Source organism: Moraxella bovis, from assembly GCF_002014975.1.
Lineage (GTDB): Bacteria > Pseudomonadota > Gammaproteobacteria > Pseudomonadales > Moraxellaceae > Moraxella > Moraxella bovis.
In genome coordinates, this window is the sequence record NZ_MUXV01000031.1 from 1 (window position 1) to 24,607 (window position 24,607).

Genomic DNA, 24,607 nt, shown 5'->3' on the forward strand with positions numbered 1-24,607 from the left:
AATCCTTGAATTTGTGTATAATAGCTGACCTAACTTTACTTATAATTATTTATGTGAGTAACTTGCTTGTGCGTAGGGTGATATTAATGGGTGGGCAAAAGGCGTTTACGTTGATTGAGTTGATGGTGGTAGTGGTTGTGATTGGTATGATTGGTATGATTGCTTATCCTAGTGTGATGCGGGTTTTGCGGGGGATGGAAGATGATTGATGAACGAAAAAATAAATATCTGATTGTCGGACAGGGCGACATCGGTAAGGAAGTTGCCGAAATGTTATCCCGCGCAGGATATGATGTGGCGGGGTTAGCACGCACTGCCAAGAGTTATGATGAGCCTGTACAATTTTGGCAAAAAGACGCAAGAATGCTCACTCAAGATGAACTTGTTCCATTTAGCCATATCGCCATTATCATCACACCAAACCGTGAGATGACCGATAGAGTACAAGCCTATCGTGAGAGTTATTTGGCAGTGTGTGAGCATATCGCAGGACTGAATCTGCCAAACCTCCACCGTGTGCTATTTGTCTCATCTACATCTGTATATGGCGAGAATGGGGGTGAGTGGGTGGATGTTGACACGCCAACACACCCCAGTACGGATACCGCCTGCGTGTTATTACAGGCTGAGCAAGTGTTACAGGATGCCTTTGGCGAGCGGTGTGCGATAGTCAGACCGTCTGGTATTTACCACAGTGAGAGTGTGCGAATGAACCGTCTTGCTCAGTCTGCCCATATCAATGGCGTGCCGTCCGCCCATTATACCAATCGCATTCATCGTGATGATTTGATACAAGTGATTTGTCAGGTATTAACTCTGAGTGCTGTCAAGCCTATGTATTTGGTAAGTGATTGTAAGCCTGTTACCAGTCTTGAAGTGATAAACTTTTTGTGTCAAAAATATGAGTATCTCCCGCCAAAGATTATTCACACTACGCCCACAGGCAAACGCATTCGGGGTAATGTGGATGATTGGCTTGTTTTTAAGGATTATCAGATGGGTTATGGGTGTTAGTTAATTGATGGAATGTATAAAAAGGAGTGAATGTTATCACTCCTTTTTTTGGTTCTATAATATCAATGGCTATTAATAGGCACTAAGCTCGTCGTCCCATCAGAATTTTGTATGCGACGATAAACGACACCGCCATGAGAAACATTACCATAAGAACTTTGACTAACCGACCCCCGAGAGATACTAAATGATGAGTTTGGGTTTTGGGGCAGGTTTAGGCTGTCTTGGCGGATTTGTACTGTGCCTGTTTGATTGCCGTAATTCACACTTTGTGCGGGGCTGGACACGGGCGGATAGGTTGGGCTGACATTGCCAGTATTGCCCATGATGAGACGATAGAACTTTTGTCCTGCACGTCCGTCAGCAGGCATGCCCATTTTACGCTGATAATCCTTGATGGCAATGCGAGTGTTGTCACCGATAATGCCATCAACGTTGCCAATGTTGTAGCCGTTATTAATGAGTGCTTGCTGAATTTCTTTGGCTTCGCGACGACTGATGCCAGGGTCATCGGTCGGCCAAGGGGTGGCAAAATTAACATTGGTGTCGTTATTTTCAATCAAGGTAGAAAGATGAGCGATGGCAAGAGCATAGCTTTCAGAAGTATTATAAGAATAGAACATATCAAAGTTTTTACCCACTAAGAAAGCCGGCCCTTGTCGCCCAGCAGGTAGCAGTAGTCCTGCTGATGCCATGTTGTTCGGTAGGGGACGACCGTCAGGTAGGGTGATGCCCATGTTTTGCCAATGACTGATGGATTTTTTGTTGGTGCGACCACTTGACCCTGAATAGCCATTTAGTTTGACTTCATAACCCCAAGGCTCGCCAGTGCGATAGCCTTTTTTGGCAAGAAAGTTGGCGGTACTTGCCAATGCGTCTGCCTTAGAATTGACAAGGTCTTTACGTCCGTCATTATCAAAATCTACCGCCAATTCCAAAAAGGTGCTAGGCATAAACTGAGTCTGACCAAATGCTCCTGCCCACGAGCCTGTCATGTCCTGTGGGCGAATGTCGCCATTTTGGACGATGCGTAAGGCACTAGCATATTCGCCACGAAAATATGATTGGCGACGGTCAAAGCAAGACAACGTGGCAAGGCTGGTAAACAAATCCTTTTTGCCAAGGGTCTGCCCAAAATTACTCTCAACACCCCACACGCCAAGCACATGTTCGGGCTTGACCCCGTAGCGGTTTTCAATGCGTCTTAGTACGTCCGCCATCTCGTGTTTGGCACGCAGACCATCTGCCACACGCTCGCTATCAACCAGTGAGGCGTGATAGTCCCATGCGTGTTTTTTGAATTCAGGCTGATAGTTGAGTGAGCGAATCACCGTTGGGTCAGGGCTACTCGGTCGGTACTGCTCAAAGGTGCTGGCGACACCACGAAAGTTACTGCTGTTTTTTAGGGTGTTTAGGCATTGGTCAAAATGGCTTTGGGATAGGGTGGGCAGGTCGTTGGCATGGGTAGTACTGATGGTTGTCAAAGCAATAATGCTAAGTGCTAGGGGTTTAAAATAGGTCATAGGGGTATCCGATAAATTTTGGGTTTGGAAGTTGTTAGGACGTGTTGAACATTGATAGAATTGTTTTAAAATCAAGATGAAAATTTGACAATTTCAACCAATTTTTGCATGAAAAACGGCTATCCGACCACTTAATCGTGTAAATTTTCAAGATTTTACCTTAATTTCTTTAAATTAAGTGGTTGAATTATTTTTCATCGTCAAAATCCTTGTTGATATTTCAATATCAACTGCGGACTTTTCCTTGAAAAATGGGCGATTTTTTCATTTTTCATTGTAAGTACCGAAGTTCAACACGTCCCAGACATCTTTATGAGATAAACTAAAAATAAACCCTTGTACTTATAAATACTGGGGTTGAAATTTTAAAAAATCCGCAAAAATTGGGGTTTGAAAAGAAATATATTTTAAAAAAACTAATTAAAAACAAATATAATACGACATTAGCCTATCATAATCGATTTTGTCATGATAAAAAAGTGCTTTTTGGTAACTGGGATTACTTACTCTTTGTGGTTTATTTTCATGTTGAAAAATATCGCCATTTTGTGATTTTCATTACATATACCAAAGGTAGGCAAGCCTTAAAAATTAATCATCAATGGGTGACATCCCTTAAGATGACTTGTCCAAAAACTCATCGCCTGTTACCACAAGCTCTTCATGTTGCACAGTGCCGCTGATCGTTTTGCTGATATTTTGGCTGTATTTGTGTAGGTTGATCTCTTCGGCGACATGAGTCTCTTTGCTTAGCTTTGCTACTTCTTTGCTGATTAAAATCTCCATAGGCTCGCTCATGGGCGTGCCATTCATGAGTACAGTGGCAGGCGTGTCATCATCTGCCATGACTGTATCTGGCAGTGCCATTAAATTATTATTGACAATCCGAATGCTAAGATACTCTTCGGTCAGCTCCACAGGGACATTGACCGTCTTGGTGCGGACAACTTTTTCAAGGATAACTTTGCCTACTTGCATTTTTTGGGTATCAACAACCAACCGCTCAGCGAGTAACTCTAGGGTTTGTGGATTATCAGTGGTGACGTCATCACGCTTATCTTTAGGGTTTGACATACATTGTCCTTAATTTTAACAAATTTGTAGATTTTTAAGTTTTGGTTTAAAAGTTGAAAATTGGGCATGGTGGTTATTCTAATACATGTCAATTTAGCAAAGATAAATTTAAAAAATTCATTGAATAAACATGAATCTAACCATCAAAACACCAGTCAATAACGCCAAAACCCAAAAAAGCCAGAGCATTGCCCTGACTTTTTGGCCGTGGTCGGATTACAGACCACGAGCACGGCGAACTTCATCGGCGGTAATACCTTCATAGTTAACCACGTTGCCTTCACGATCAACTATGTTACCTAGGTCGTCCACGTTTAGCTCTTCACGCTGAATGGTTTCCAAAATGGTCTCGGTGCGAGTGCCAGTGGTCTTGCCCAGCGTTACTTCTTCGGTAACAAAGGTGTCTTTGCTCACATTAGCACGCTCTGCTTCTAGCTCAACGCTTACGGTGGCAACCCCAGCATCATCACCGATACGACGGTCAGTTGGGCGGTTTACGGCAGTACGCTCGATATGGGCGTGCTCTTCTTGTAGCTCAACTTCAACACGTTGCTCTTCGCTTACCACACGTTTACCAATACTTGCCACGCCAGAGACGATACGGTCTTTATTCACAGATAGACGCTCTTCGAGCAACTCTAGAGTGTTGGGTGCGGTGTAGTGGTTTTCGGTCAGCTCAACACGGCTCTCGGCAGGCAGTGTCTCGGCAGCGAAAAACTCACGGTCTTTGGCATATTGTTCTTGGTAGTTATAGACATAATCACGGTCGTAGGCTTCCATAACTTCTGCTTGGTCTTTGGTTAGGCTATCAAAGTACACATCATCGCCAACAATGCGAGATAGACCCGCTGGGATAAGCACTTCTTTTGAGCTGAACCAACCGCCTACATCAACGATAAGATAACGCACACGTCCTGTTTCTACTTCTACAAGGGCATCTTCTATTTTACCGATTTTCTCTTCGCCAAGGCCATAAGCGGTTTTGCCTGCTGGGTTGTAGTAGTCTGCACCCAATACTTCACGCTCGGTGGCTTCAATGTCTTGTAAACGAACTAAACGGCTCATATGTTTCTCCTAAGTGATATTAATAAATGCCTTATGGCAACTTACAAGTGCTTCATGTGCTTGACTTGATGAGTGTATTGTAGAGATGTTTTGACATGAAAAATAGGATAAGTTGGTAAAAAATAGGGCTTTTTCACGTGTGTTTGGTTCGCCAAATGTAAGACTTGGTAACTTCATGTAAACTGTGAAAAATTGTGTTGTCTTGTGTTATGGCTGGGTAATTTTTCATCAAATGGTCATTCAATTTTCATAAAAAATGGTAGATTATTTTTTTAAATTATCTTTATATTTACATTAAATTATCTTAATATAGATGAAAACTAACATAAATTATTGATTTTTATAAAAATAAAATAATTAGGGCGTGCCTGCCTTTGGTGTTTGCAATGAAAAGTGAGAAAATTAGCCATTTTTCATGTAAAAATAGATTAAAGTGTTAAATTTTCATCTTACTTTGTAAAAATGTTATCAATGGCAGGCACGCCCTAATCATATCAATAAAAACACCGATGATGAGTGCATTGACATTAAAAATCGCCAAATTCCCAAAAATCGGCTATACTAACCCCATCAATAACCACCAAAAACCAAACAACAAGAGAGAAAACCATGAGCCAACGCTTACAACGCCTAGCCGACCAGATTCAGCGTACCTTGTCGGTGCTTATCCGTGATGAGATTAACGACCCACGCCTGACGGGATTTGTTACCATTTCTAGTGTTAAAGTTAGCCCTGATTTGGGTTATGCCGATGTTTATGTCACCATTTTGGAGCCGTCCAAAAACGGCGATACGGACGGTGGCATGAACATTGATGCTCACCGTGAGAGCCTGCAAGTATTAAAAAACGCCTCGGGCTTTTTGCGTACCGAGCTGTCCGCCACCATGAAAACCCGCACCACGCCACGCCTACGTTTTCATTATGATGAAGTTACCGCTCACGGCAACCACATGATGAATCTGGTGAATGAAGCCATGAAAAAGACGGGCGAGAGCAGTGCCAATGACGTGGATAACAGCTAATGGCAAAACAAATCGTTTCTGGGGTGCTACTCTTAGATAAGCCAAGCGGTATCAGTTCGCATTCGGCTCTTGCCCAAGCCAAACGCCTGTTTATGTCATCAGATTCTGACAGCAAAAAAGCAGGTCATACAGGCACGCTTGACCCCATGGCGACAGGGCTTTTGCCGATTTGTTTAGGGGATGCGACCAAATTTAGCTCCTTTGGTCTAGACGCCGATAAGGGCTACACCGCCATTATCAAACTTGGCGAGCAGACCGACACAGGCGACAAAGAAGGGCAAATCATCGCCCAAAAAAATGTGCCAACCTTTGACGAGCAGGGGCTTGATGAATTGGCTTGCGATTTATTGGGCGAACAACAACAAACCCCGCCCATGTACTCCGCCCTAAAAAAAGACGGCAAAAAACTCTACGAATACGCCCGAGACGGCATTGAGATAGAGCGAGCTCCACGCCCCATTGTCATTCATCATTTGGCTTTAAATAAATTAAGCGATAACGAAATCGCCCTTGATGTCATCTGCTCCAAAGGTACTTATGTGCGAGTGCTGGGCGAGACGGTAGCCGAGCGTCTTGGCACGGTGGGGCATTTGACCGCTTTGCACCGCACCAGTACGGGCGGATTTGACGTGGCAGGGGCGATAAGCCTTGATGATTTGGCGAATTTGTCATTTGATGAGCGATTTGGCAAGCTATTACCCGTTGATGTTCTGCTTAATCATTTACCTATTATCAAACTCACCACAGACGAAACGGCACGCATTAAAATGGGGCAACGGCTAAACATCAAAGACCGCCTTGATGATGCGAGCTTTACTGATGAGACTGTACAAATTCGGCTATATCATGATGATGAGTTTGTCGGGCTTGGGCAAGTGGCGATGATTGGGCGACTGCAACCGATAAGACTGGTGGCGTGAGCCTCTTAAAATCAGAGAATATTTTTGCATTAATTTTCATCTTAACATAATTTTACTTGAAATTTATTCGATTTAGGCATAATATACACCTGCTTTTTATCATAAATAATGATTTACTGATAATAAGTTTTTATAAATAACATTAAACACCTAACTTTTTGTAAGATTTGAGGTACAACCCATGAAAAAATTACTCCCAGCACTGATCATCGCCAGCGTGTCCATCACCGCAACCGCCAATGTTGGCAGTCCTTATGTACAAGGTTTGGTAGGCACATCTAAACTTGATGTCAAAGATGACCGAAGCCAAAAGAAAGTAAAAGACAGCGACACCGCATTTTCTGTGGCGGTAGGTAGCGATTATGGTGCTACTCGTTACGCCCTAGATTACACTCATTTTGGCGAGCTAGAACACAAAGAAACAGGCTTTGATGTGGCAGGCGACTACCGCAAAACAAATGTTAAAGCACAATCTGTGGGCGTGTCTGCATTTTATGACTTCACTTCTGTGTCAGGATTTACGCCCTATGTGGGTGCAAGGGTGGGCGTCAACAAACTCAACCTAGACATCAGCAATAAGGCCTCTGTTGGTGCAGAGTCTTTCTTTTCATCAACGACTGCCAAAAAAACACAAGTGGGCTTAGGTGCGGTGGCGGGTGTATCATACGCCATCAACCCACAATGGACCATTGACGGTGGCGTAGAATACAACCACTTAGGCAAGGTGGATAACTTTAAAGTTAAAGAATACGGTGGCAAAATCGGCGTTCGTTATAACTTCTAATCTACCCCTTCAAAACCCTCTGTCTCTCCACGCAGGGGGTTTTGATTTGTAATTTTAAATGACTTTTTAAAATTTTTGTGTTATAATAAAAATTTTACGCCATTAGGCTTAGGTAGGCTTTGGCAATGCACAGCTTACCCAAATGTATCCGCATTGCGTATTTTAAGGATTAGTTATGCTAACCAACCAACAACGTTTCGATATTATCGCCAAATTCAAACGTGGCGAAAACGACACTGGTAGCCCAGAAGTGCAAGTGGCTTTATTGACCGCTCGTATCAACGACCTACAAGACCACTTCAAAGCCCACAAAGCCGACCACCACAGTCGCCGTGGTCTTATCCGCATGGTAAACCAACGCCGTAAGCTACTAGACTACCTAAAAGGTAAAGACACCGAGCGTTACTCTGCCCTTATCGCTGAGCTTGGACTACGCCGTTAATTTCAAATTAGGCTGTCTAATTTTGTCAAAAACGGTGTGCGTTTGCGTGCCGTTTTTGTTGTTTTAAGTTTATAAATTATTGATAAGGGTGAGATTTAGAACTCTAAGAGATGTTTTTTTAACGTTATAAACTGATGATTTTTTGGGTGGATTTGTAGGGGTAAATTGCAACTTGCTCTGTGATAAAGTATTGATTTTGGTTAAAGTTAAATCAATTTTCCCATACAATTTTTAAATATCCAAAAAAAACATCTCTTAGGGCTTTAAATCATCTTATCAATGACAAACCCAATCATTTAAGGAAAACCTATGTTTAATATCATTCGTCAAGAATTTCAATATGGCAATCAGCAAGTTGTCCTAGAAACAGGGCGTGTCGCTCGCCAAGCCAACAGCGTGCTTGTGCATATGGGCGATGTGTCGGTACTGGTGGCGGTTGTGGTGCGTCCCGAAGCTGTGGCAGGGCAAAACTTTTTCCCACTCACCGTAAACTACCAAGAAAAAATGTACGCTTCGGGTAAAATCCCAGGGGGCTATGGCAAGCGTGAAGGTCGTGCGTCAGAATTTGAAACTTTGACTTCTCGTCTGATTGACCGTCCAATCCGTCCGCTATTCCCAGAAGGGTATTTTAACGAAATCCAAGTAACGGCAACGGTTATCTCATCGGGCAAAACCCAAGATGCCGACATTGCAGCGATGATTGGTGCGTCTGCGGCATTGGCAATCTCTCCTGCTCCATTTAGCGGCCCTATCGGAGCAGCTCGTGTGGGCTTTATTGGCAATGAATACATTCTAAACCCAAGCCTTGCCCAGATGAAAGACAGCTCGCTTGACCTAGTGGTGGCAGGTACCAAATCTGCCGTGCTGATGGTGGAATCCGAAGCGGACGAGCTATCAGAAGACCAAATGCTTGGAGCGGTGCTGTACGGACACGCACAACAGCAGATTGTCATTGATAACATCAATGCCTTTGCGGCAGCGGTAGGCAATACCAAAGCCGAATTTGTCGCCCCTACGATTAACGAAGAGCTAAACGCCCAACTAAAAGAGCAATTCACCGCCAAAGTGAGCGAAGCCTACACCATTACCGTCAAGCAAGACCGCTATGCTCGCTTAGATGAGCTTGCCACAGAAGCCTTGGCACTGGCGGGCGATGAGACGGCAGAAGACTATGCTGACAAAGTCGCTCAAATCAAAGAGCTGTTTGAAACCCTAAAATACCGCACCGTGCGTGATAATATCCTATCAGGCAAGCCCCGTATTGATGGACGCGATTTGGAGACCGTGCGAGCACTCGACATCCAAGTGGGCGTGTTGCCTTATACGCATGGTTCTGCCCTGTTTACCCGTGGCGAGACCCAAGCCCTTGTAACCACAACGCTAGGCACTAGCCGTGATGTGAACTTGGTGGATACGCTGTCAGGCACCAAGCAAGACCACTTTATGCTACATTATAATTTCCCACATTATTCGGTGGGCGAGACAGGTCGTGAAGGTGGCCCAAAACGCCGTGAAATCGGGCATGGTCGTCTGGCTCGCCGTGGCGTGCAAGCGGTATTGCCTAAGGCGGAGCGTTTCCCTTATACCATTCGTGTGGTGTCGGACATTACTGAGTCTAATGGTTCAAGCTCTATGGCGAGCGTGTGCGGTGCGTCGTTGTCGCTTATGGATGCAGGCGTGCCACTAAAAGCCCCTGTGGCAGGTATTGCTATGGGATTGGTAAAAGAGGGCGAGCGTTTTGCGGTGCTATCGGACATTTTGGGTGATGAAGACCATTTGGGCGATATGGACTTTAAAGTGGCAGGTTCGGTCAATGGTATCACCGCCCTACAAATGGACATCAAGATTGAAGGCATTACCGCCGACATCATGGAGCAAGCCCTAAAACAAGCTCACGCAGGGCGTATTCATATCCTAAATGCCATGAATAAAGTCATTGCCACATCTCGCACCGAGATTAATGCTCATGCTCCAAACTATGCCACCATTGAGATTAACCCTGAAAAAATCCGTGATGTGATTGGTAAGGGTGGGGCAACCATTCGTGCCTTGACCGAAGAGACAGGGGCGACTGTGGACATTGACGACAACGGTACAATCCGTATCTTTGGCGAGTCAAAGGCGTCTACCCGTGCCGCCATCGCCAAGATTGAAGCCATCACCGCCGAAGTGGAAGTGGGTGCAATCTATACAGGGACGGTGGCTCGCATTGTGGAGTTTGGGGCATTTGTTACCATTTTACCAGGTACGGACGGCTTGGTGCATATCAGCCAAATCTCTGATGAGCGTGTTGAGAATGTAACCGACTACCTAGCCGAGGGTCAAACTGTCAAGGTTCAAGTCCAAGACATTGACAATCGTGGACGCATTAAATTGACGATGAAGGGCATTGAGCAGTAATTGCTTGACTGGTGTAAAACCGCTCCAAATGGGGCGGTTTTTGTTGGGTTAATTCTTTTTTTTGGATTAATAATGTGGATATTTTAGTGTATGGGGCAGATTAAATTACGCTAAATCAGCAGCTTCTTTATAAGCCATCATCATAACCGTTAATGTCCATAAGCTCACAATCAATTTGCCCGCAATCGGTTTCAAATTCATCGCCAAACTCATCATCAAATTCAGGGCTGTCAAAATCTACATTGCCCAAATCATCCCCATGATAAGAATCTGAATTAAAAGTCGCAGAATTATCAAGATTGTTACTAGGAATGCCTGTGATTGGACGGGACTTGGTGGGAGTGTCACTTTTGGTATTGTTGAACTTCATGTATTCAACCCGTCTTCCACGAAGAAAACTGATGAGATTATATTCACCTTTACACCAAAAATGATGACCATCTCTTGTTATCACATCAATGCGAAAATCATTGCTAATGCGATAACGAGCAATGTTTTGAATGGAATCTGAGCCACATTGAAGGGCAAAATAACCATTAACGTTTTTATTATAAACAGGTTGATAATGACGGTTATGCTGTAAGTCTTTATTCATGGCGTCATAATGTGCATAAGCATTTTCTATATTACACATGATATTAGAGTTGCAAGAATTGTCAATTTCGGCAGTGTATTTTTCAATCGCTGTCGCATTGCCAGTTTCAATGGGTGGCAGGTTACTTAAATCTTTTATTTCTTCATATCGGCTTCCCAGACCTTGTTTATTGCTAGACGGTTCGGGCTTATCACAAGCTAATAAAAGCAATCCTAATAAAGTAATAGATAAAAGCTTAAATTTTTTCATTGTCAATTCCTGATTTTTATAAAAGCACTATTAAAATGGTGTGACCACAACTTCTGCACCGCCATTTTTCTTTTTATGAACAACAACACTCACGGTATCGCCATCATCCAAATAAGCGGTGCCTGCATATCTATTCTTGGAAATCTCTTCTAAATCCACAGATTCACACTCGGACATATAGCCCCAATTGTCTTGAATGATTTCTGTAACAGTATCACACGTACGCCCTTCAAGATTACTTGGAAATAAAGCCACCTACAAGTAAAAATACAAAAATACCTGCCACAAACCCCCATGTATTTTGTAGTGCGGATGTTTCTTTATTTCCAAGTAATTGTGATCTGTTTTTCAAATGTAATGGTGGTACAAATCTTTGCCATGACGAAATACTTCCATCTTGATATCCTAAATATTTTAAATATTCAGAATCAATAATACATATCACGGCATAAATAAAGAACATGAAAAATAAACCGCCAATCAACCCGATGTTGGGGTCAAAAGAAATGAGCATAATGGAAAGAATGGCGGGTAAGGTGAAAAGAATAAACTCCCCTTTTTCTATGATAATATGGTCTAAGAAATTACTATTTGGTTTATTATTGCCACTCACAACTGCCTCCAAAATATAAAATAAAATTACAATACTTGTATTTTGTGATAGATTATACTAAAATTAAAAACTACACGATTGCCAAATTGGGCGTATTTTGTCCAGTTTTTACCTAGCACCAACCCAAAGTAGGTTTTCTTATGTCTATCCATCAAAGCATTCGTCTTGCCAGAGAGTCAAAAGGGATTTCCCAAGAAGTTATGGCAAGTGAGCTTAATATGTCATGTAGTGGTTATGCGAAGATTGAGCGTGGGGTGACCAAATTGCAGTTTGATAGATTACAAAAAATCGCCCAAGTGTTAAATATTGATGTGATTGAACTAATCAATCTAAGCGATAAAGGTCTTGTAATTATGGCAAATGATAATAAGGCTGATAATTCTAGCACCATTCTTTCTAGTTACTATCAAGGCAGTGGGGTCGATAAAGATTTGGAAAAGCTATCGCTTATTATCACTCATCAGCAGGAGATGATGAAACAAAAAGACATGGAGATTGAAGCTTTAAAGCAAATTATAGAATTGCTAAAAAATGATTCGACAAGGCGGTAAGCTTAAAATGATGTGTTATAAACACCTTTTTAAATTATCCCTTGCCTTATTTTCTAACGCTTGATAAAAATAATTGGTTAAATAAATTCGCTCCTTGTTATAAAATCCTTTTAACACCGATTTTCTTTTAACATGGTAAATCAGTCCATTCACCCACGCATATTCTTGCCTGATTTGATGATTATATTCATCAAATCTATCAAAATCACTTCCCAATATCGCCAAATCAATATCCAATAAATAATCTAAATCTGCTTTATCGTCGCCCGTTAAAGGATTGATATGGTCTTTGGTGGCAAGAATATAACGCTCAGTAATACCAATATCTGTATCGGACAACATGCCTTGTAATTCATCCTTCATCATGACCGAACTGTCGTATTCATTGGTGGGGCTTTTGGGATTATAAATTACGTCATGATAAAAAAGGGCAATGGCAACCAAATCGGGACGATATAAATTATCCTTTATTTCATCAAACCACATAAAACATTCAGATAAATGGGTGAGATTATGATAATGACGGTGGGGCTGTTGGTAGTGGGTGATGAGATTATCAAAAAGGGTTTGATGACCGTGATAAAATATAAACTGCCAATGAGAATTTAGATAATTTATCATATCATATACCAAAAACTAAGCCGTTTGATGAAGCAAACGACTTAGTATAGCATAATTACGCTTGAGTACCGTACACTTTACGAATCACTCGTTTAAAATACGCAAAGGCATCGTCCGCCCCTTTCATAGCGCTTTGTTTTTGCTCATCGCTCAGGGGTAGGGCGTCAATTTTGGCTTTGGTGGCACGCCAATGAGGCATACGTCCGTTTGCATGAGCTGCCAGATGAGATGCACCGAATTCATCGGACAGGTCAATTTTGCCTGCTTCTTTGTATAAAATCGCCGCCCCCACGTTTGAGCCTTCTAGGCAGTATAGCCAGCCAATGGCTTCACTATCGGTAAAGGTGGGGGTTTCTACGTCCCTGCCAAAAGGGGTGGCTTCTAGGTCTTTCATGTCGGATTTGACACGGTCAAGACGGGCAAGCTGTGCCAAGCCGTCAATTTGACTGGCTAGCTTTTCATTATGATAAATGGGGTTTACGGTGCTGTGAAACTCATACTGGGCTTGCAAAAATTTGCGGTAGTTGTCATGACTGGCAAAGGGCTCCATACTCATGACAAGGTTGTCCACGGCATCGTGGGTAGTGCGTGAATGCTCTTTTAGGGCTTCGGTTAGGGTAAGTTCGCTCATAAATCACCTGTGTGAAACACATATTAAAAACCGATATAAGATAACCTATTTTTATCAATTTGTAAACAAAAAATAATAATCATTTATGTTTACAAACATGCCTTATTTATGCTATGCTGTATCGCTCTATAAAGGTGGGTGATTTTTATTTTCAATATTTTAAATCTCGCCCTGACCGCCAAAGTGCTATAATAGGGCTTTTATGGCAAGATGAGCCTGCCTACCGTCTTGTCGATAGCAGGTACAAGCCTGCCTTGATTGTTGTATTGCCATGTCCGACCACACTGACCCTGATTATACCGACCCCGACCATACCTCATCATCACAACTGCCCAAACACGGCCTACATCAGAATGTCTTACTGCGTTGGGCGTTTTTTATCATGGGGTTTATTTTTGTGGGGCTTGGGATTTTGGGGGCGATACTGCCCGGTATGCCGACCACGGTGTTTATCCTGCTGGCAGGTTACTGCTGGGCGAAAAGCTCACGGCAGTTTCATGACAGGCTCATTAGGCACAAGATTTTTGGTAAAATGCTCATCGATTGGGAAGAGCGACGTGCCATGCCACGCTTTGCCAAATATTTGGCGTGGGGCATGATGACGGCATCCAGTGCGTTTTTGTTTTGGCGACTGCCTGCCGATAAGCTGTGGGTGGCGGTGCTGACAAGCATACTTTGTTTGGTGACTGCCATTTGGATGTATCGCCTGCCTGACGCTTAGTATGCCTGATGCCTTGTCCTGTGGTTATTTTATGCTATAATGTTTACCAACCAAAAAGCATGGATAAGCCATCATGGACAGATTTAATTTCAATTTTACCCCCTACAACACCCTAAACCCTGCCGAACAAAAACTTTTGCAAAAACAAGTGCAAATCGTCTTTTTTGACGACAACGCCCCGATTATCACCGCAGGCGAGCCGATGGACGCTCTGTATGTCGTCATCAAAGGCGTGGTCAAAGAGCTTGGCGATGATGGCGACGTGGTGGCGTTGTACCGCACCAATGACAGCTTTGAGGCTCGTGCTCTGTTTGAAGCAACTTCCGCCCACAGCTTTATTTCTGCCGAGCAGTCTTTGGTGTATGCCATTCCTAAGTCTTTGATTTTAAATCTGATTGGCTCAAATGTCCGCTTTGGGGCATACTTTTATACGGGCATTGTCGAACGCTTTAACAGCCTTACCCCCCACGATATAGGGCAGGACATCTCTGGGCTATTTCACGCCAAAGTCGCTGACGCTTACCACCACAGCACCCTAAGCGTTGATGGAAAACTGACCCTTGCCGAGCTTGCCCGCCTGATGAAGGATAACAAAAGCAAATCGGTGCTGGTCAATGATGGCAAAAAAATCGGACTGATTACCGAATCGATATTTCGTGATGTCATCGCGGGTGGGGCAAGGACGGACGACCCGATTCACACCTATGCCAATTTTAATATCATTGGCATTGATGGCGAGGATTTTTTGTTCAATGCCTTACTCACGATGATGAGCCACCGCATTCAACGCCTTGCTGTCAAGGACAATGGACGCATTATTGGGCTTTTGGAGCAGATGGACATTTTGGCGTATTTGTCCAGCCACAGCCATTTGGTTGCCGAACGCCTACACCGCGCCGATACTTTGTCCGAGCTTGCTCAAATCGCCCAGCAAATGACCGATTCGGTATCGTCCTTGCAAGCAGGCGGTATGAGTGCCGTTCAGCTTGCCAAACTCATGCAAGTCTTAAACGGGCAACTCTTTGAAAAGGCGTGGGGGCTGATTGCACCGCCTGAGATGGTTGCCAAAACTTGCCTGATTGTGATGGGTTCAGAAGGACGGGGCGAGCAGGTATTAAAAACCGACCAAGACAACGCCCTAATCGCCGATGACGATGTGGATATGGAAGCACTGCACGGCTATGCGGTAGAGTTTTCGGACACGCTTGCCAAATTTGGCTATCCGCCATGTATGGGTGGAATTATGGCATCCAATCCCAAATGGTGCCAGACGGTGAGCGATTTCAAACGCACGGTCGCCCATTGGTGCAAAAGTGCTGATGGTACAAGTCTTATGGATATGGCGATATTTCTGGACGCACGGACGGTGGCAGGCAAGGCGGATTTGTTTGATGAAGTCAAACGCCATCTGAATGCCCATTTGGATAAAGATGTGGGCATGCAGATGAATTTTGCCCGTGCGATTATGCAGTTTGACGAACACAATCGGGGCTTTTTTGCCAAGATTTTGGGTAAGGGCGAAACACACAAAATGGACATCAAAAAAATGGGGTTATTCCCTGTGGTGCATGGCGTGCGTGCGTTGGCACTAAAAGCCTGCCTTGATGAAACTTCCACCTTTGACCGCCTAATTACCCTTAAAAATCAAGGGATTATCAGCGAACAACTTGCCAAAGACACAGCAGATGCGTTGGCGTATTTGATGAATTTACGCCTAAAAGCAGGGCTGTTTTATGTGCGAAATGGCGAGCCGATTAGCCCCAATCAGGTGGATACCGAACTGCTTTCTACCTTGGAGCGTGATTTGTTAAAAGATGCGTTGGCAGTGGTCAAACGCTTTAAACATGAAGTCAAATCGCAGTTTGGACTGCATAATGTGTGATGATAAATTGACACAAGCACTCATTTAAATACAATACATAGGCAGGGCGGGCTATTATCCGTCCTAACCATGCCTTGAAAATAACATCTTTAACATCATTTCTTTTAACATCATTCCTTGGGCTGTATTATCACTGGCAACACCAAACCACGCCCGAACTCATCGGCAAAGACATAATCAAACTTATCCGCCACGACATCAGGGGTGGTCGTGATGACGAGCGTCATGTCTGCCCCATCGGTGAGCTGATGGGCGATGTATTTGCCGTCTCTTAATTGGTCTAGGATTTTGCTTAGCACTTCGGGGCTTGCCATGGCGATGACCATGCTGTGTTGGGCTTGTTTGTCCGTGATGTTATAGGCTTTGGCGTAGTTTTTTACCGCCATGCTGTCAAGGGCGATGGGGTAGTCATACGTTGCTGTGTCTGCCTTAGGCGTGTCGGTGAGAATGTGGGTCTTGTCAAGGGCGATTTTGCCATCAGTGGTGGTTAGTGGCTGTACATCAGGCAGGACAGATGGGTCGGATGTGCTAAGCTCACTGGCAAGGGTTTGTAAGTCGTGAGGATTCTCGGGGGTGGACGGCTTGCTCGGTTGCTCGGCAGGCGACTGACTTGTGGCAGGGGCAAAGTTATGCTCGGTGGCGGATTTATCGCAGGCACACAGGGCAAGCATGGCGACTAAAAAGGGGGTGTATTTCATGATAATCCTTAGGGCATGTTGAACATTGATAACATTTTTATAAAATAAGATGAAAATTTGACAATATCAATCAATTTTTGCATGAAAAATGGCTAAATCTTGTTTTTCATCGTCAAAAGCTCGTTTGATAGAACGACTATCAAACTTCATTTTTTCCTTGAAAAACGGGCGATTTTTCTCATTTTTCATTGCAAATACCAATATTCAACACGCCCTAGCAGTTAAAGCGTGATTTTGGTGCTTGATTTGACAAAATTCATGATAAATTGGCTGTTAAAATGGGCGACATTATTCTCGGCAGTTGGCACCGCTCGGGTAAAGGCGTGGTAGGCTTGCATGGACGGGCTATGTACCATGAGAGCAAAATCATAATCGCCCGAAATCTCATAGCACGCCACAATCTCGCTGTGGTGCTGACTGATGCGCTCAAAACGCTGTTGCATGGACACGCTAGACTGTGCCATTTTTACCAGTACGATGACGCTTAGGGTTTGACCGACTTTAACAGGGTCGATGATGACGACTTGTTTGGTGATGATTTTGTCTTGACAGAGCTGACCGATACGCCCTTGTACAGTGGCAGGTGTTGTGCCTGTATGCTCGGCAAGGGTTTTAAGCGGTAGGGTGCAGTCGTTTTGGAGTAGGTTTAGCAGGGTTTTGTCGGCGTCATCTGTGTTTTGAGTCATGATTGGCAAGCAAAATTTTTGGTAAATTTTATCAAAACCAGTCAATATTTGCAAAAATTCGTCATGATGATAAAGTTTAAAAATTTTATCAAAAAACCTTTTATAATACATCATCTTTTACCAGCACACCAACCAAGTCATGAACCTTGCCCTACCACGCCAATTTGCCCCACCCAAAAACACCCTTGCCTTAGGCGTAATTCTTGCCATTTTGTCCAATGTCATGTTTGCCATGGTCTATGCTTATAGCAAGTGGCTACCGCCTTTGACAGGGACAGCGGTGTTTTTGTGGCGAATGGTCATGATGTGGGGGTGTTTGGTGGTACTCATCAGCGTGCTTGGCAAATGGGACGCTGTACTGGGCGGATTATCTCGGGTCAGAGGGGTTCGGGGCTGGGTGTGGTTACTCGCCCCCACGCCGATTTTCGCCAGTCAATTGTGGCTGTTTGTCTATGCACCCCTAAACGGTCATGGCGTGGCGGTGTCTATGGGCTATTTCTTGTTTCCGCTGGTGATGGTGCTGGTCGGCTTTGTCATGGGTGAGAGACTGACTCGTTTGCAGCGGCTGGCGGTGGCATGTGCAGGCGTGGGCGTGGGCATGGAGATTATGCGGACAGGGCAGGTCAGCTGGGCGACGTTTTGGGTGTGTTTGACTTATCCGATTTTTTATGTGATGAGACGGCGACAAAATATCCCTGCCTTGACAGGGCTGTTTGTGGATTTGAGTATCATCGCCCCCATTTGCCTTGTGGCATTGTGCTTTCATGCGTCTGCGATGTCGGCGGTCATCGGCTCGCCTGTGATGATATTAAAGGTTATCGGTTTGGGGCTCATCAGCGTGTTATCACAACAGGCGAACCTAGAAGCCAACCGCTTATTGCCCACGTCCTTGTTCGGATTGCTTGGTTATCTTGAACCTGCGTTATTGTTTATCCTTGCCATTACGGTGCTGGGCGGGGTGTTTGAATGGCAGATGCTGACAAGTTTTGGGCTGATTTGGGTGGGGATTATTTGTTTGTTAATACAGGGTGTGGCGAAGCGGTGGGTGCGGTAACATCAGGCTAAATGTGTTTAATCAGTACCTTGGAATTTCGCCCGTTTTGCCATTGTTTAAACCGCTCACAAGGTAGCTCGTTTGGGGTGGTTTCGCCAAATCCATGTTCAATAAACCAATGCAAGGTGCGTGTGGTCAGGGCAAACAGACGGGATTTGCCCCTGCGTTTGGCACTTTGTTCGGCAAATTTTAAAAGGTTCGCCCCACGCTCGCCACTACGATAGTCACCATGCATGGCAACGCTGGCAATCTCCACGCTCTCATCGTCTAACTCATGCATGGCGATACAGCCGATGATTTTGCCGTCTCGCTCCATGACACTAAACTCATTTATCATCTCTTCTAGGCGTTCACGACTGCGAGCAACCAAAATGCCCTGCTCTTCTAGGGGGCGAATGATTGCCATGATACCGATGATGTCAAGGGCGGTGGCTTGCCTGATGTGGTCATAGTTGCTTTGGCTTATCATCGTGCCACGCCCGTCTGTGGTGAACAGCTCGCCCAGTAAGGCATCATCTTTGTCAAAGTCGATAAGCTGAACACGCCCCACACCATGCTGGCAGGCGTGAATGGCGTGCGTGAGTATGGGGGCGAGCGTGGATGTTTCGATATGCTCGTGAGCTTCTGTGGCGGTGAGTTCTTTGATGAGCGAGCCGTGCGAGTCGGTCAGACTTTTGTCTAAGATGATGAGTTTGTCCGCCACCAGTGATGTGGCGATGTGCGTGGCGACATCTAAGGCATCAAGATTAAACAAATCACCCGTTGCTGAAAAGCCGATGGAGTTGGCGATGACGATGTGATGATTGTCAAGGCTGTGTTTGATGGCTTTGGTGTCGATACGGCGGACTTCGCCCGTCTGCATAAAGTCCACGCCGTGACGTACGCCAAAGGGCTTGGCATTGACAAAGTTGCCTGTTACTGTACTGATTTTTGCCCCAAATAAGGGAGTGTTGGCAAGCCCTTTGGAAAACTCGCCTTGGATTTTTAGGGTAAGCTGTCCGACCACCGCCAAAATGGTCGGCATGGCAGATGTGGGGGTAACACGCACGCCATGGCAAAAGGGTGTGTCATCGGACAGTCTCGCCTGTGCTAGGGCATCATTTATCTGCACCCTTGCCCCATGCACCAGCACCAAGCGAATACCCAAACTGTGCAGTAGTGCCAAATCCTGCACCAGCGTGGCAAAGCTGTCATGGGCGAGTGATTCACCAGTCATCATGACGACAAAGGTCTTGCCCCTGTGGGTATTGATGTAGGGCAAGGAGTGGCGAAACCAGTGGATGGGGTTTGGGTGGGTCATGGCGTGCTATGATGGTGTTTTTGATGAATTTTATCATAAAATCAGCAAAACTCATCAAATTATTGTCTCATGACTTGTCTTTTGTGCCTTTTTTATCGTGCCGTCTTTTGTTATGTCTTGCCATTTAGCCAAAATTTGGCAGAAAGTTACCATAAATAAACGCACGCTTAACGCACGCAACAGCTTTTCATGCTATCATGGGTAACATTTATTTTTACCATAGAGTTAATGAAGGAATGATTATGCCTATCCAAATGTTGCGTGGCGGTGTTGCCGTGTTGTCCCTGACCGCCTTGTCGGTTGCCGTGTCAGCCCATGCCATGCTACCCACCCCGACCGAGACCACAGAGTCAGTCCCAAACCAAGCCAGTGCAGGCGAGATTAGCTATACCGCCAACCCCCAAGCCAATCGGAATGCCCCAACGCTAAACACCCCAACGGCAGGCAGGGTGGTCACGGTCGCCCCGCAAAGTACCCCCATTTATAACCCATTGGGTCAAAACCCTGCCCCTGCCGTGATTCCGATGGCGGTTAGCCCCTTGCAAGCCCCTGCTCAAACCCAAGCTCCCCAACGCCAAGGCTCATCAGCAGGGATTCAAAGCGTGGTGAATGCGTTCATTGTGCAAAACATCAACGGTCAAGAAACACTAACCCCCATTAATGCCGGTACGCCCGTTAAATCAGGCGACATCTTAGAATATCAAGGTCTATTCACCAACAACAGCTCGGAGCGAGTGCGTTCGATGGACGTTACCCTAAGCATTGCCGATGGTTTGGCGTTGGTTGGCGGTATCCACCCCAGATTCCCCCATGCGACCATTGATGGCAGTCGCTTTGTCCGCTCGCCCATCCGTGCCAATGTCGGCGGACAAGTCCAAGAGTTGCCTCTGTCGGATTATAAAGCCCTAAGATGGACGCTAGAAGATATCGGTCTTGGTGGTACGAGCGTCGTTAAATACCGTGCTAAGGTAAAATAAACCACAAACAAATACATTTCTAAAACCTTAAAATGACGGCTTTGGGTTGTCATTTTTGTGTGTGTTTGTTTTTAAAAATCATGGCTTAAAAAGTGTGATGTTAAAAAATGGTTTTAAAAAGATGGTTTTTACAAGACCATTTTTAAAAGTCATGGCGTATCAGCGAGACAAAGCTGTTTTTACTGCTGTTTTGATAAAAGTTGCTTTTTATAAAAAATGCCTTTAATATAAGCCCATCACTCACATTAAGGATTATCATGACCGACCTTAGCACCTACATGAATGACGTGGGCGTGCGTGCCAAAACCGCTTCTGCTACGCTTGCCCGAGCCGACACCAAGACTAAAAACCACGCCCTAGCCTGTATCAAATCGGCTCTCATCGCCCAAAAAGATGAGATTTTATCCGCCAATGAGATAGACGTACAAAACGGCAAGGATAAAGGGCTAGATAGTGCCTTACTTGACCGCCTTATTATCAGTGATAAAGTGTTTAATGGTATATTAAGCTCGCTTGATGACGTGATGGCTCTTGCCGACCCTATTGGCGAGATGAGCGAGATGACCTACCGTCCCAGTGGCATACAGCTTGGCAAAATGCGAGTACCGCTTGGCGTGATTGGTATGATTTATGAAAGTCGTCCCAACGTTACCATAGAAGCAGGGAGTCTTGCCATCAAATCAGGCAACGCCATTATCCTGCGTGGCGGTTCAGAAGCCTTTCACTCCAACCAAGCCCTAGCCCATGCGGTGCATATAGGTTTGGAGCAGGCAGGGCTACCGACCGACTCGGTGCAAGTGCTAACCACGACCGACCGTAATGCGGTGGATAAGCTCATCGCTATGGTGGGCGTGGTGGACGTGATTATCCCACGGGGCGGGCGGGGACTGATAGAGCGTATCGCCAATAACGCCCGTGTGCCAGTCATCAAGCACCTAGACGGCAACTGCCACACTTATGTGGACAGTCTGGCGGACATGGACATGGTGGTCAAGGTGTGCGTCAATGCCAAAACGTCTCGCTACTCGCCGTGTAATGTCATGGAGACTTTGCTCGTTCATGCGGACATTGCTAATACCGCCTTGCCACAGATTACCCAAGCCATGCATGGCGTGGATGATGCCATGATATTTAGGGTGTGCGACAAATCTAAAGAGATTTTGGCAAATACTGGCGTAAACATAGAGCCTGCCACCGATGACGATTGGTACACCGAATACCTTGCCCCCATGCTGGCGGTAAAAGTCGTGGACGACCTAGACCATGCCATTGCCCACATTAACCACTACGGCTCGCACCATACGGACGTGATCATCACAAACAGCTATGAGAACAGTGGGCGATTTATCCGTGAAGTGGATTCAAGCTCGGTCATGGTCAATGCGTCTAGCCGTTTTGCAGACGGCTTTGAGTATGGACTGGGGGCGGAGATTGGTATCTCAACAGACAAAATCCACGCTCGGGGGCCTGTGGGACTACATGGGCTGACTTCCCAAAAATGGGTGGTGTTTGGACATGGAGAGATTCGCTCGTGATTGAAATTTGTTGTTTTAAGGTATATTGCCAAGCAATCACTCACACAACGCCCGCCAAATCTCATCTATCCCATGTATGCCCGCCATACCAAGCCCAATACCGCCTTGGGGCGTGGCAGGTTCTCGCAGGTTAATGCGAATCAGGCGTGGGGAAAAGCCATCGCCAAAGCGTCTAACCGTCGGGATTGCTGTTCCTGCTCCAATCTCAATGACAACAGGATTTTGGTGGGTCGTCAAAAACTCGTGCAGGCGGGTCTCTTGCTTGTCCGTGCGATGAGATTGCCAAGCAAAATCGCCAAACATCAAAATATTAGGACGAGCCAACCCGCCACAGTCAGGGCAAGTCGGCAACGCCCCAAGCCACTCGCATTTGTCATTGTCAATCACAGGCGTTAAGTCGTCCGCCGTCCAAATTTTATCAGAGCAGGGTATGACACATTGCAGATGATGAATAGAGCCGTGACATTCATAAACCTTGTCAGCGTCAAACCCTGCCTTGATAAATTGCCCATCCACATTGCTGGTAAAGACAAAATAAGGCAAATCAAGGCGGTCAGCAAGTGCCAATAACTCACCAAAGCCTGCGTGGGGCGTGGTGGCTTTGTACAGTGCCAAACGGTGTCCATAAAATCCCCAAGCAAGGGGCGTGGATTTTGGGCGAAGGCCTCAGGGTTGGCGATGGTGGTAAAGTCCATCTGCTGTCTGCCAAGCTCGGGATAGGCTTGCCACATGCCAGTATTGCCCCGAAAATCAGGTAAGCCAGAATCCACGTCCATGCCTGCCCCTGCACTAATTAGTAGGCTATCAGCGGAGCGGAGTAGGGTTTTGATGGTGGGTATTTTTCATTCTCTTTTATGGTAAAAAATTCATCAATCAACCGCTCGTTTTTATCAAAATACAAGCGACAATCCGCCACCGCTAAATTTTGGTAAGTGATTTGACAAGTTGTTAAAATCATTGGTGCTGAATTTAAGGTGGGATTAATATGATATTCATCAATTTGCCAATGTTTTTCTACTTGGTCAAGTTTATAAGGAAATTCCGCCATAAACCGTTTATCATTACCATTTTGTTTAAATAAATGGGTTAAACGGTTATTGGTAAGGGTTAATAATTGGGTGTGGTTTGATTGCATTTATTAACACCAATGAATAGAATTTCCTGTTTCAATGGACGCTTTGGCGACTTGGGTTAATGACTGTAAGATACAATTAAAATCCCCCTGTCTTTCTGGAATATTCTCTAATTTGCATAATTTTTTAATAGTGGTTCTGCTAATTTTGGCGGTATAATGCCTTCATTTACTGTTAGTAAATATTGATATAATATTGGATAATCATCTTTATAAGTTTTAATAAAGTTTTTAAATTTATTCATTGTAGGAATATTGGCTACATCTTGATTGAATAAGTGCATATTTCTATGAGTACACGCTATTTCTACCCAATCATAGAAATCAATAAAAATGTCTTGCGATTTTTCTTGGTTGTTTTCTAATTCTTTTGGTAAATAAATATATAAACCACATTCATCATATTTTATAAAATCGGCAAAATAGGGTTTTGGAATTTTATCGTCTTGAAAACAGCGACAATGTACGAAAGCACCATAACTCATTTTTTTGTCCTTATATTTTTGGTGGTAAGGTGTGTATTGCGCACCAGTTTTACTACCTACTTTCTCGCACCCATAAAAAACGAATATTTTCGTCTTTATCTATCCAAAATATCAATTTGGATAATTTGTCAATCGGGTCTTGTATTTGGTCTAAAATAGCACTTCTAAATTTTTCTTGGTTTAATTCAAAGGTGTAAATTTTATCAACTTCATTTAGTTTTTCTAGTTTCCCGTTTAAAATTTGTTGTAATAAATGATGGTTATTGGTTTGATTTTCTGAATTTTGAATTTCTTGAATGGCTTCATTGATATAATTGCTTAATTTTAATGGATAACCTTCCTTAAATCTATAATAATCAAACCAAGTGGGTGATGATTGTAAAAAGTTTTCACAAGATTTAAGAATAAGATAAATGTTGGTTTCTAAATCAAAACGATAGCAATTCATTTGGCAATAGACAATGTAGCCACTATCGTTATAATTTGTTATCTCATTGGAGCAATATATTTTTAAAAAACTTTCTGAAAGATGGAGTTCTGGTTTCTTAAAATTCTGAGTAACTTTTGCAATATCAATCATCGTTATTTCTATAAATAAAACCCCAAACACCAACCGATATTTGGGGCTTATT

General features: G+C 44.4%; 28 protein-coding genes and 1 pseudogene. 13 read left to right on the forward strand and 16 right to left on the reverse strand.

The genetic code is table 11. The features are described 5' to 3' along the window. Positions 1 to 209 (forward strand): prepilin-type N-terminal cleavage/methylation domain-containing protein (locus B0182_RS14885; protein WP_244893666.1); only part of this gene is annotated, 209 nt, incomplete at its 5' end. Continuing rightward, positions 202 to 1,014 carry an NAD(P)-dependent oxidoreductase gene (locus B0182_RS07605; protein WP_078274347.1) on the forward strand — a complete coding sequence of 271 codons (813 nt, stop codon included), beginning with the start codon at positions 202 to 204 and terminating at the stop codon, positions 1,012 to 1,014. The genes B0182_RS14885 and B0182_RS07605, both read left to right, overlap by 8 nt. 62 nt (positions 1,015 to 1,076) lie before the next feature. Here the strand turns inward: B0182_RS07605 and B0182_RS07610 are convergent, their stop codons facing one another. From B0182_RS07610 to B0182_RS07620, 3 genes are all read right to left on the reverse strand, one after another. Beyond that, positions 1,077 to 2,537 (reverse strand): lytic murein transglycosylase, encoded by a 1,461-nt coding sequence (locus tag B0182_RS07610; RefSeq protein ID WP_078274348.1) that lies wholly within the window; start codon positions 2,535 to 2,537, stop codon positions 1,077 to 1,079. Positions 2,538 to 3,152: 615 nt separating this feature from the next. After that, positions 3,153 to 3,611: a YsnF/AvaK domain-containing protein gene (locus B0182_RS07615; RefSeq protein WP_078274350.1), complete on the reverse strand. Its 459-nt coding sequence runs from the start codon at positions 3,609 to 3,611 to the stop codon at positions 3,153 to 3,155. Between the two features lie 216 nt (positions 3,612 to 3,827). Beyond that, positions 3,828 to 4,676: a DUF2382 domain-containing protein gene (locus B0182_RS07620; RefSeq protein WP_078274351.1), complete on the reverse strand. Its 849-nt coding sequence runs from the start codon at positions 4,674 to 4,676 to the stop codon at positions 3,828 to 3,830. 609 nt (positions 4,677 to 5,285) lie between these two features. Between B0182_RS07620 and B0182_RS07625 the strand changes: the two genes are divergently transcribed. The 5 genes from B0182_RS07625 (at position 5,286) to pnp (ending at position 10,245) form a co-directional block, all read left to right on the forward strand. Beyond that, a complete protein-coding gene (locus B0182_RS07625) occupies positions 5,286 to 5,699 on the forward strand; it encodes a ribosome-binding factor A (RefSeq protein ID WP_078274353.1) in 414 nt (137 codons plus the stop codon). After that, positions 5,699 to 6,619, forward strand: coding sequence for a tRNA pseudouridine(55) synthase TruB (truB, locus tag B0182_RS07630; RefSeq protein WP_078274355.1), 921 nt, complete (start codon positions 5,699 to 5,701; stop codon positions 6,617 to 6,619). The genes B0182_RS07625 and truB overlap by 1 nt, the downstream gene beginning before the upstream one ends. 181 nt (positions 6,620 to 6,800) lie before the next feature. Then, the gene (locus B0182_RS07635) at positions 6,801 to 7,403 is read left to right on the forward strand and encodes an opacity family porin (protein ID WP_078274357.1); all 603 of its coding nucleotides are present in this window, start codon (positions 6,801 to 6,803) and stop codon (positions 7,401 to 7,403) included. A 175-nt stretch (positions 7,404 to 7,578) separates the two neighbouring features. Next, positions 7,579 to 7,845: a 30S ribosomal protein S15 gene (rpsO, locus tag B0182_RS07640; RefSeq protein WP_078274359.1), complete on the forward strand. Its 267-nt coding sequence runs from the start codon at positions 7,579 to 7,581 to the stop codon at positions 7,843 to 7,845. Positions 7,846 to 8,154: 309 nt separating this feature from the next. Continuing rightward, complete coding sequence (gene pnp / locus B0182_RS07645) at positions 8,155 to 10,245, forward strand: polyribonucleotide nucleotidyltransferase (RefSeq protein WP_078274361.1); 2,091 nt, start codon at positions 8,155 to 8,157, stop codon at positions 10,243 to 10,245. 127 nt (positions 10,246 to 10,372) lie between these two features. Here the strand turns inward: pnp and B0182_RS07650 are convergent, their stop codons facing one another. The 3 genes from B0182_RS07650 to B0182_RS07660 are packed head-to-tail and all read right to left on the reverse strand — an operon-like array spanning position 10,373 to position 11,702. Next, a complete protein-coding gene (locus B0182_RS07650) occupies positions 10,373 to 11,089 on the reverse strand; it encodes a hypothetical protein (RefSeq protein WP_078274363.1) in 717 nt (238 codons plus the stop codon). Between the two features lie 30 nt (positions 11,090 to 11,119). Next, entirely contained in the window at positions 11,120 to 11,266 is a 147-nt protein-coding gene (locus B0182_RS14315; protein ID WP_158079660.1) for a hypothetical protein, read from the reverse strand. Positions 11,267 to 11,324: 58 nt separating this feature from the next. Continuing rightward, complete coding sequence (locus B0182_RS07660) at positions 11,325 to 11,702, reverse strand: hypothetical protein (RefSeq protein WP_078274367.1); 378 nt, start codon at positions 11,700 to 11,702, stop codon at positions 11,325 to 11,327. 140 nt (positions 11,703 to 11,842) lie between these two features. On the opposite strand from B0182_RS07660, the gene B0182_RS07665 reads away from it, so the two are divergent. Beyond that, positions 11,843 to 12,253, forward strand: coding sequence for a helix-turn-helix domain-containing protein (locus B0182_RS07665; RefSeq protein ID WP_078274369.1), 411 nt, complete (start codon positions 11,843 to 11,845; stop codon positions 12,251 to 12,253). A 15-nt stretch (positions 12,254 to 12,268) separates the two neighbouring features. Here the strand turns inward: B0182_RS07665 and B0182_RS07670 are convergent, their stop codons facing one another. Together B0182_RS07670 and B0182_RS07675 are read right to left on the reverse strand one after the other, a co-directional pair. Continuing rightward, positions 12,269 to 12,874, reverse strand: coding sequence for an HD domain-containing protein (locus B0182_RS07670; protein ID WP_078274371.1), 606 nt, complete (start codon positions 12,872 to 12,874; stop codon positions 12,269 to 12,271). A 55-nt stretch (positions 12,875 to 12,929) separates the two neighbouring features. Further along, positions 12,930 to 13,505, reverse strand: a complete 576-nt coding sequence (locus B0182_RS07675; protein WP_078274373.1) for a biliverdin-producing heme oxygenase — start codon at positions 13,503 to 13,505, stop codon at positions 12,930 to 12,932. Positions 13,506 to 13,776: 271 nt separating this feature from the next. Between B0182_RS07675 and B0182_RS07680 the strand changes: the two genes are divergently transcribed. Beyond that, positions 13,777 to 14,226 (forward strand): YbaN family protein, encoded by a 450-nt coding sequence (locus B0182_RS07680; protein WP_078274375.1) that lies wholly within the window; start codon positions 13,777 to 13,779, stop codon positions 14,224 to 14,226. A gap of 73 nt (positions 14,227 to 14,299) precedes the next feature. Beyond that, positions 14,300 to 16,108, forward strand: coding sequence for a DUF294 nucleotidyltransferase-like domain-containing protein (locus tag B0182_RS07685; RefSeq protein WP_078274376.1), 1,809 nt, complete (start codon positions 14,300 to 14,302; stop codon positions 16,106 to 16,108). A gap of 110 nt (positions 16,109 to 16,218) precedes the next feature. On the opposite strand, the gene B0182_RS07690 is transcribed toward B0182_RS07685, so the two are convergent. The 3 genes from B0182_RS07690 to B0182_RS07695 form a co-directional block, all read right to left on the reverse strand. Beyond that, the gene (locus B0182_RS07690) at positions 16,219 to 16,806 is read right to left on the reverse strand and encodes a hypothetical protein (RefSeq protein ID WP_078274378.1); all 588 of its coding nucleotides are present in this window, start codon (positions 16,804 to 16,806) and stop codon (positions 16,219 to 16,221) included. 66 nt (positions 16,807 to 16,872) lie between these two features. Beyond that, positions 16,873 to 16,995, reverse strand: coding sequence for a hypothetical protein (locus B0182_RS15185; protein ID WP_264676064.1), 123 nt, complete (start codon positions 16,993 to 16,995; stop codon positions 16,873 to 16,875). 32 nt (positions 16,996 to 17,027) lie between these two features. Next, positions 17,028 to 17,492: an Lrp/AsnC family transcriptional regulator gene (locus B0182_RS07695; RefSeq protein ID WP_078274433.1), complete on the reverse strand. Its 465-nt coding sequence runs from the start codon at positions 17,490 to 17,492 to the stop codon at positions 17,028 to 17,030. Positions 17,493 to 17,631: 139 nt separating this feature from the next. Between B0182_RS07695 and rarD the strand changes: the two genes are divergently transcribed. Further along, complete coding sequence (rarD, locus tag B0182_RS07700; protein WP_078274380.1) at positions 17,632 to 18,546, forward strand: EamA family transporter RarD; 915 nt, start codon at positions 17,632 to 17,634, stop codon at positions 18,544 to 18,546. A gap of 7 nt (positions 18,547 to 18,553) precedes the next feature. Here rarD and argA read toward each other — a convergent pair whose 3' ends face one another. Continuing rightward, positions 18,554 to 19,846 (reverse strand): amino-acid N-acetyltransferase, encoded by a 1,293-nt coding sequence (gene argA / locus B0182_RS07705; protein ID WP_078274382.1) that lies wholly within the window; start codon positions 19,844 to 19,846, stop codon positions 18,554 to 18,556. Positions 19,847 to 20,088: 242 nt separating this feature from the next. Here argA and B0182_RS14890 point away from each other — a divergent pair, with 242 nt between their 5' ends. Beyond that, the gene (locus tag B0182_RS14890) at positions 20,089 to 20,823 is read left to right on the forward strand and encodes a hypothetical protein (RefSeq protein ID WP_228157722.1); all 735 of its coding nucleotides are present in this window, start codon (positions 20,089 to 20,091) and stop codon (positions 20,821 to 20,823) included. Between the two features lie 257 nt (positions 20,824 to 21,080). Next, positions 21,081 to 22,358, forward strand: coding sequence for a glutamate-5-semialdehyde dehydrogenase (locus B0182_RS07720; protein WP_078274385.1), 1,278 nt, complete (start codon positions 21,081 to 21,083; stop codon positions 22,356 to 22,358). A 36-nt stretch (positions 22,359 to 22,394) separates the two neighbouring features. Here the strand turns inward: B0182_RS07720 and B0182_RS07725 are convergent. The 4 genes and pseudogenes from B0182_RS07725 to B0182_RS07740 all read right to left on the reverse strand — a co-directional run bounded on the left by B0182_RS07725 (position 22,395) and on the right by B0182_RS07740 (position 24,555). After that, positions 22,395 to 23,197, reverse strand: a pseudogene (locus tag B0182_RS07725) (SIR2 family NAD-dependent protein deacylase). Next, positions 23,152 to 23,493 (reverse strand): hypothetical protein, encoded by a 342-nt coding sequence (locus B0182_RS07730; protein ID WP_078274387.1) that lies wholly within the window; start codon positions 23,491 to 23,493, stop codon positions 23,152 to 23,154. The pseudogene B0182_RS07725 and the gene B0182_RS07730 overlap by 46 nt, the downstream one beginning before the upstream one ends. A gap of 107 nt (positions 23,494 to 23,600) precedes the next feature. After that, the gene (locus B0182_RS07735) at positions 23,601 to 23,975 is read right to left on the reverse strand and encodes a hypothetical protein (RefSeq protein WP_078274388.1); all 375 of its coding nucleotides are present in this window, start codon (positions 23,973 to 23,975) and stop codon (positions 23,601 to 23,603) included. 52 nt (positions 23,976 to 24,027) lie between these two features. Beyond that, positions 24,028 to 24,555 (reverse strand): hypothetical protein, encoded by a 528-nt coding sequence (locus B0182_RS07740; protein WP_078274390.1) that lies wholly within the window; start codon positions 24,553 to 24,555, stop codon positions 24,028 to 24,030. Positions 24,556 to 24,607: the final 52 nt, after the last annotated feature.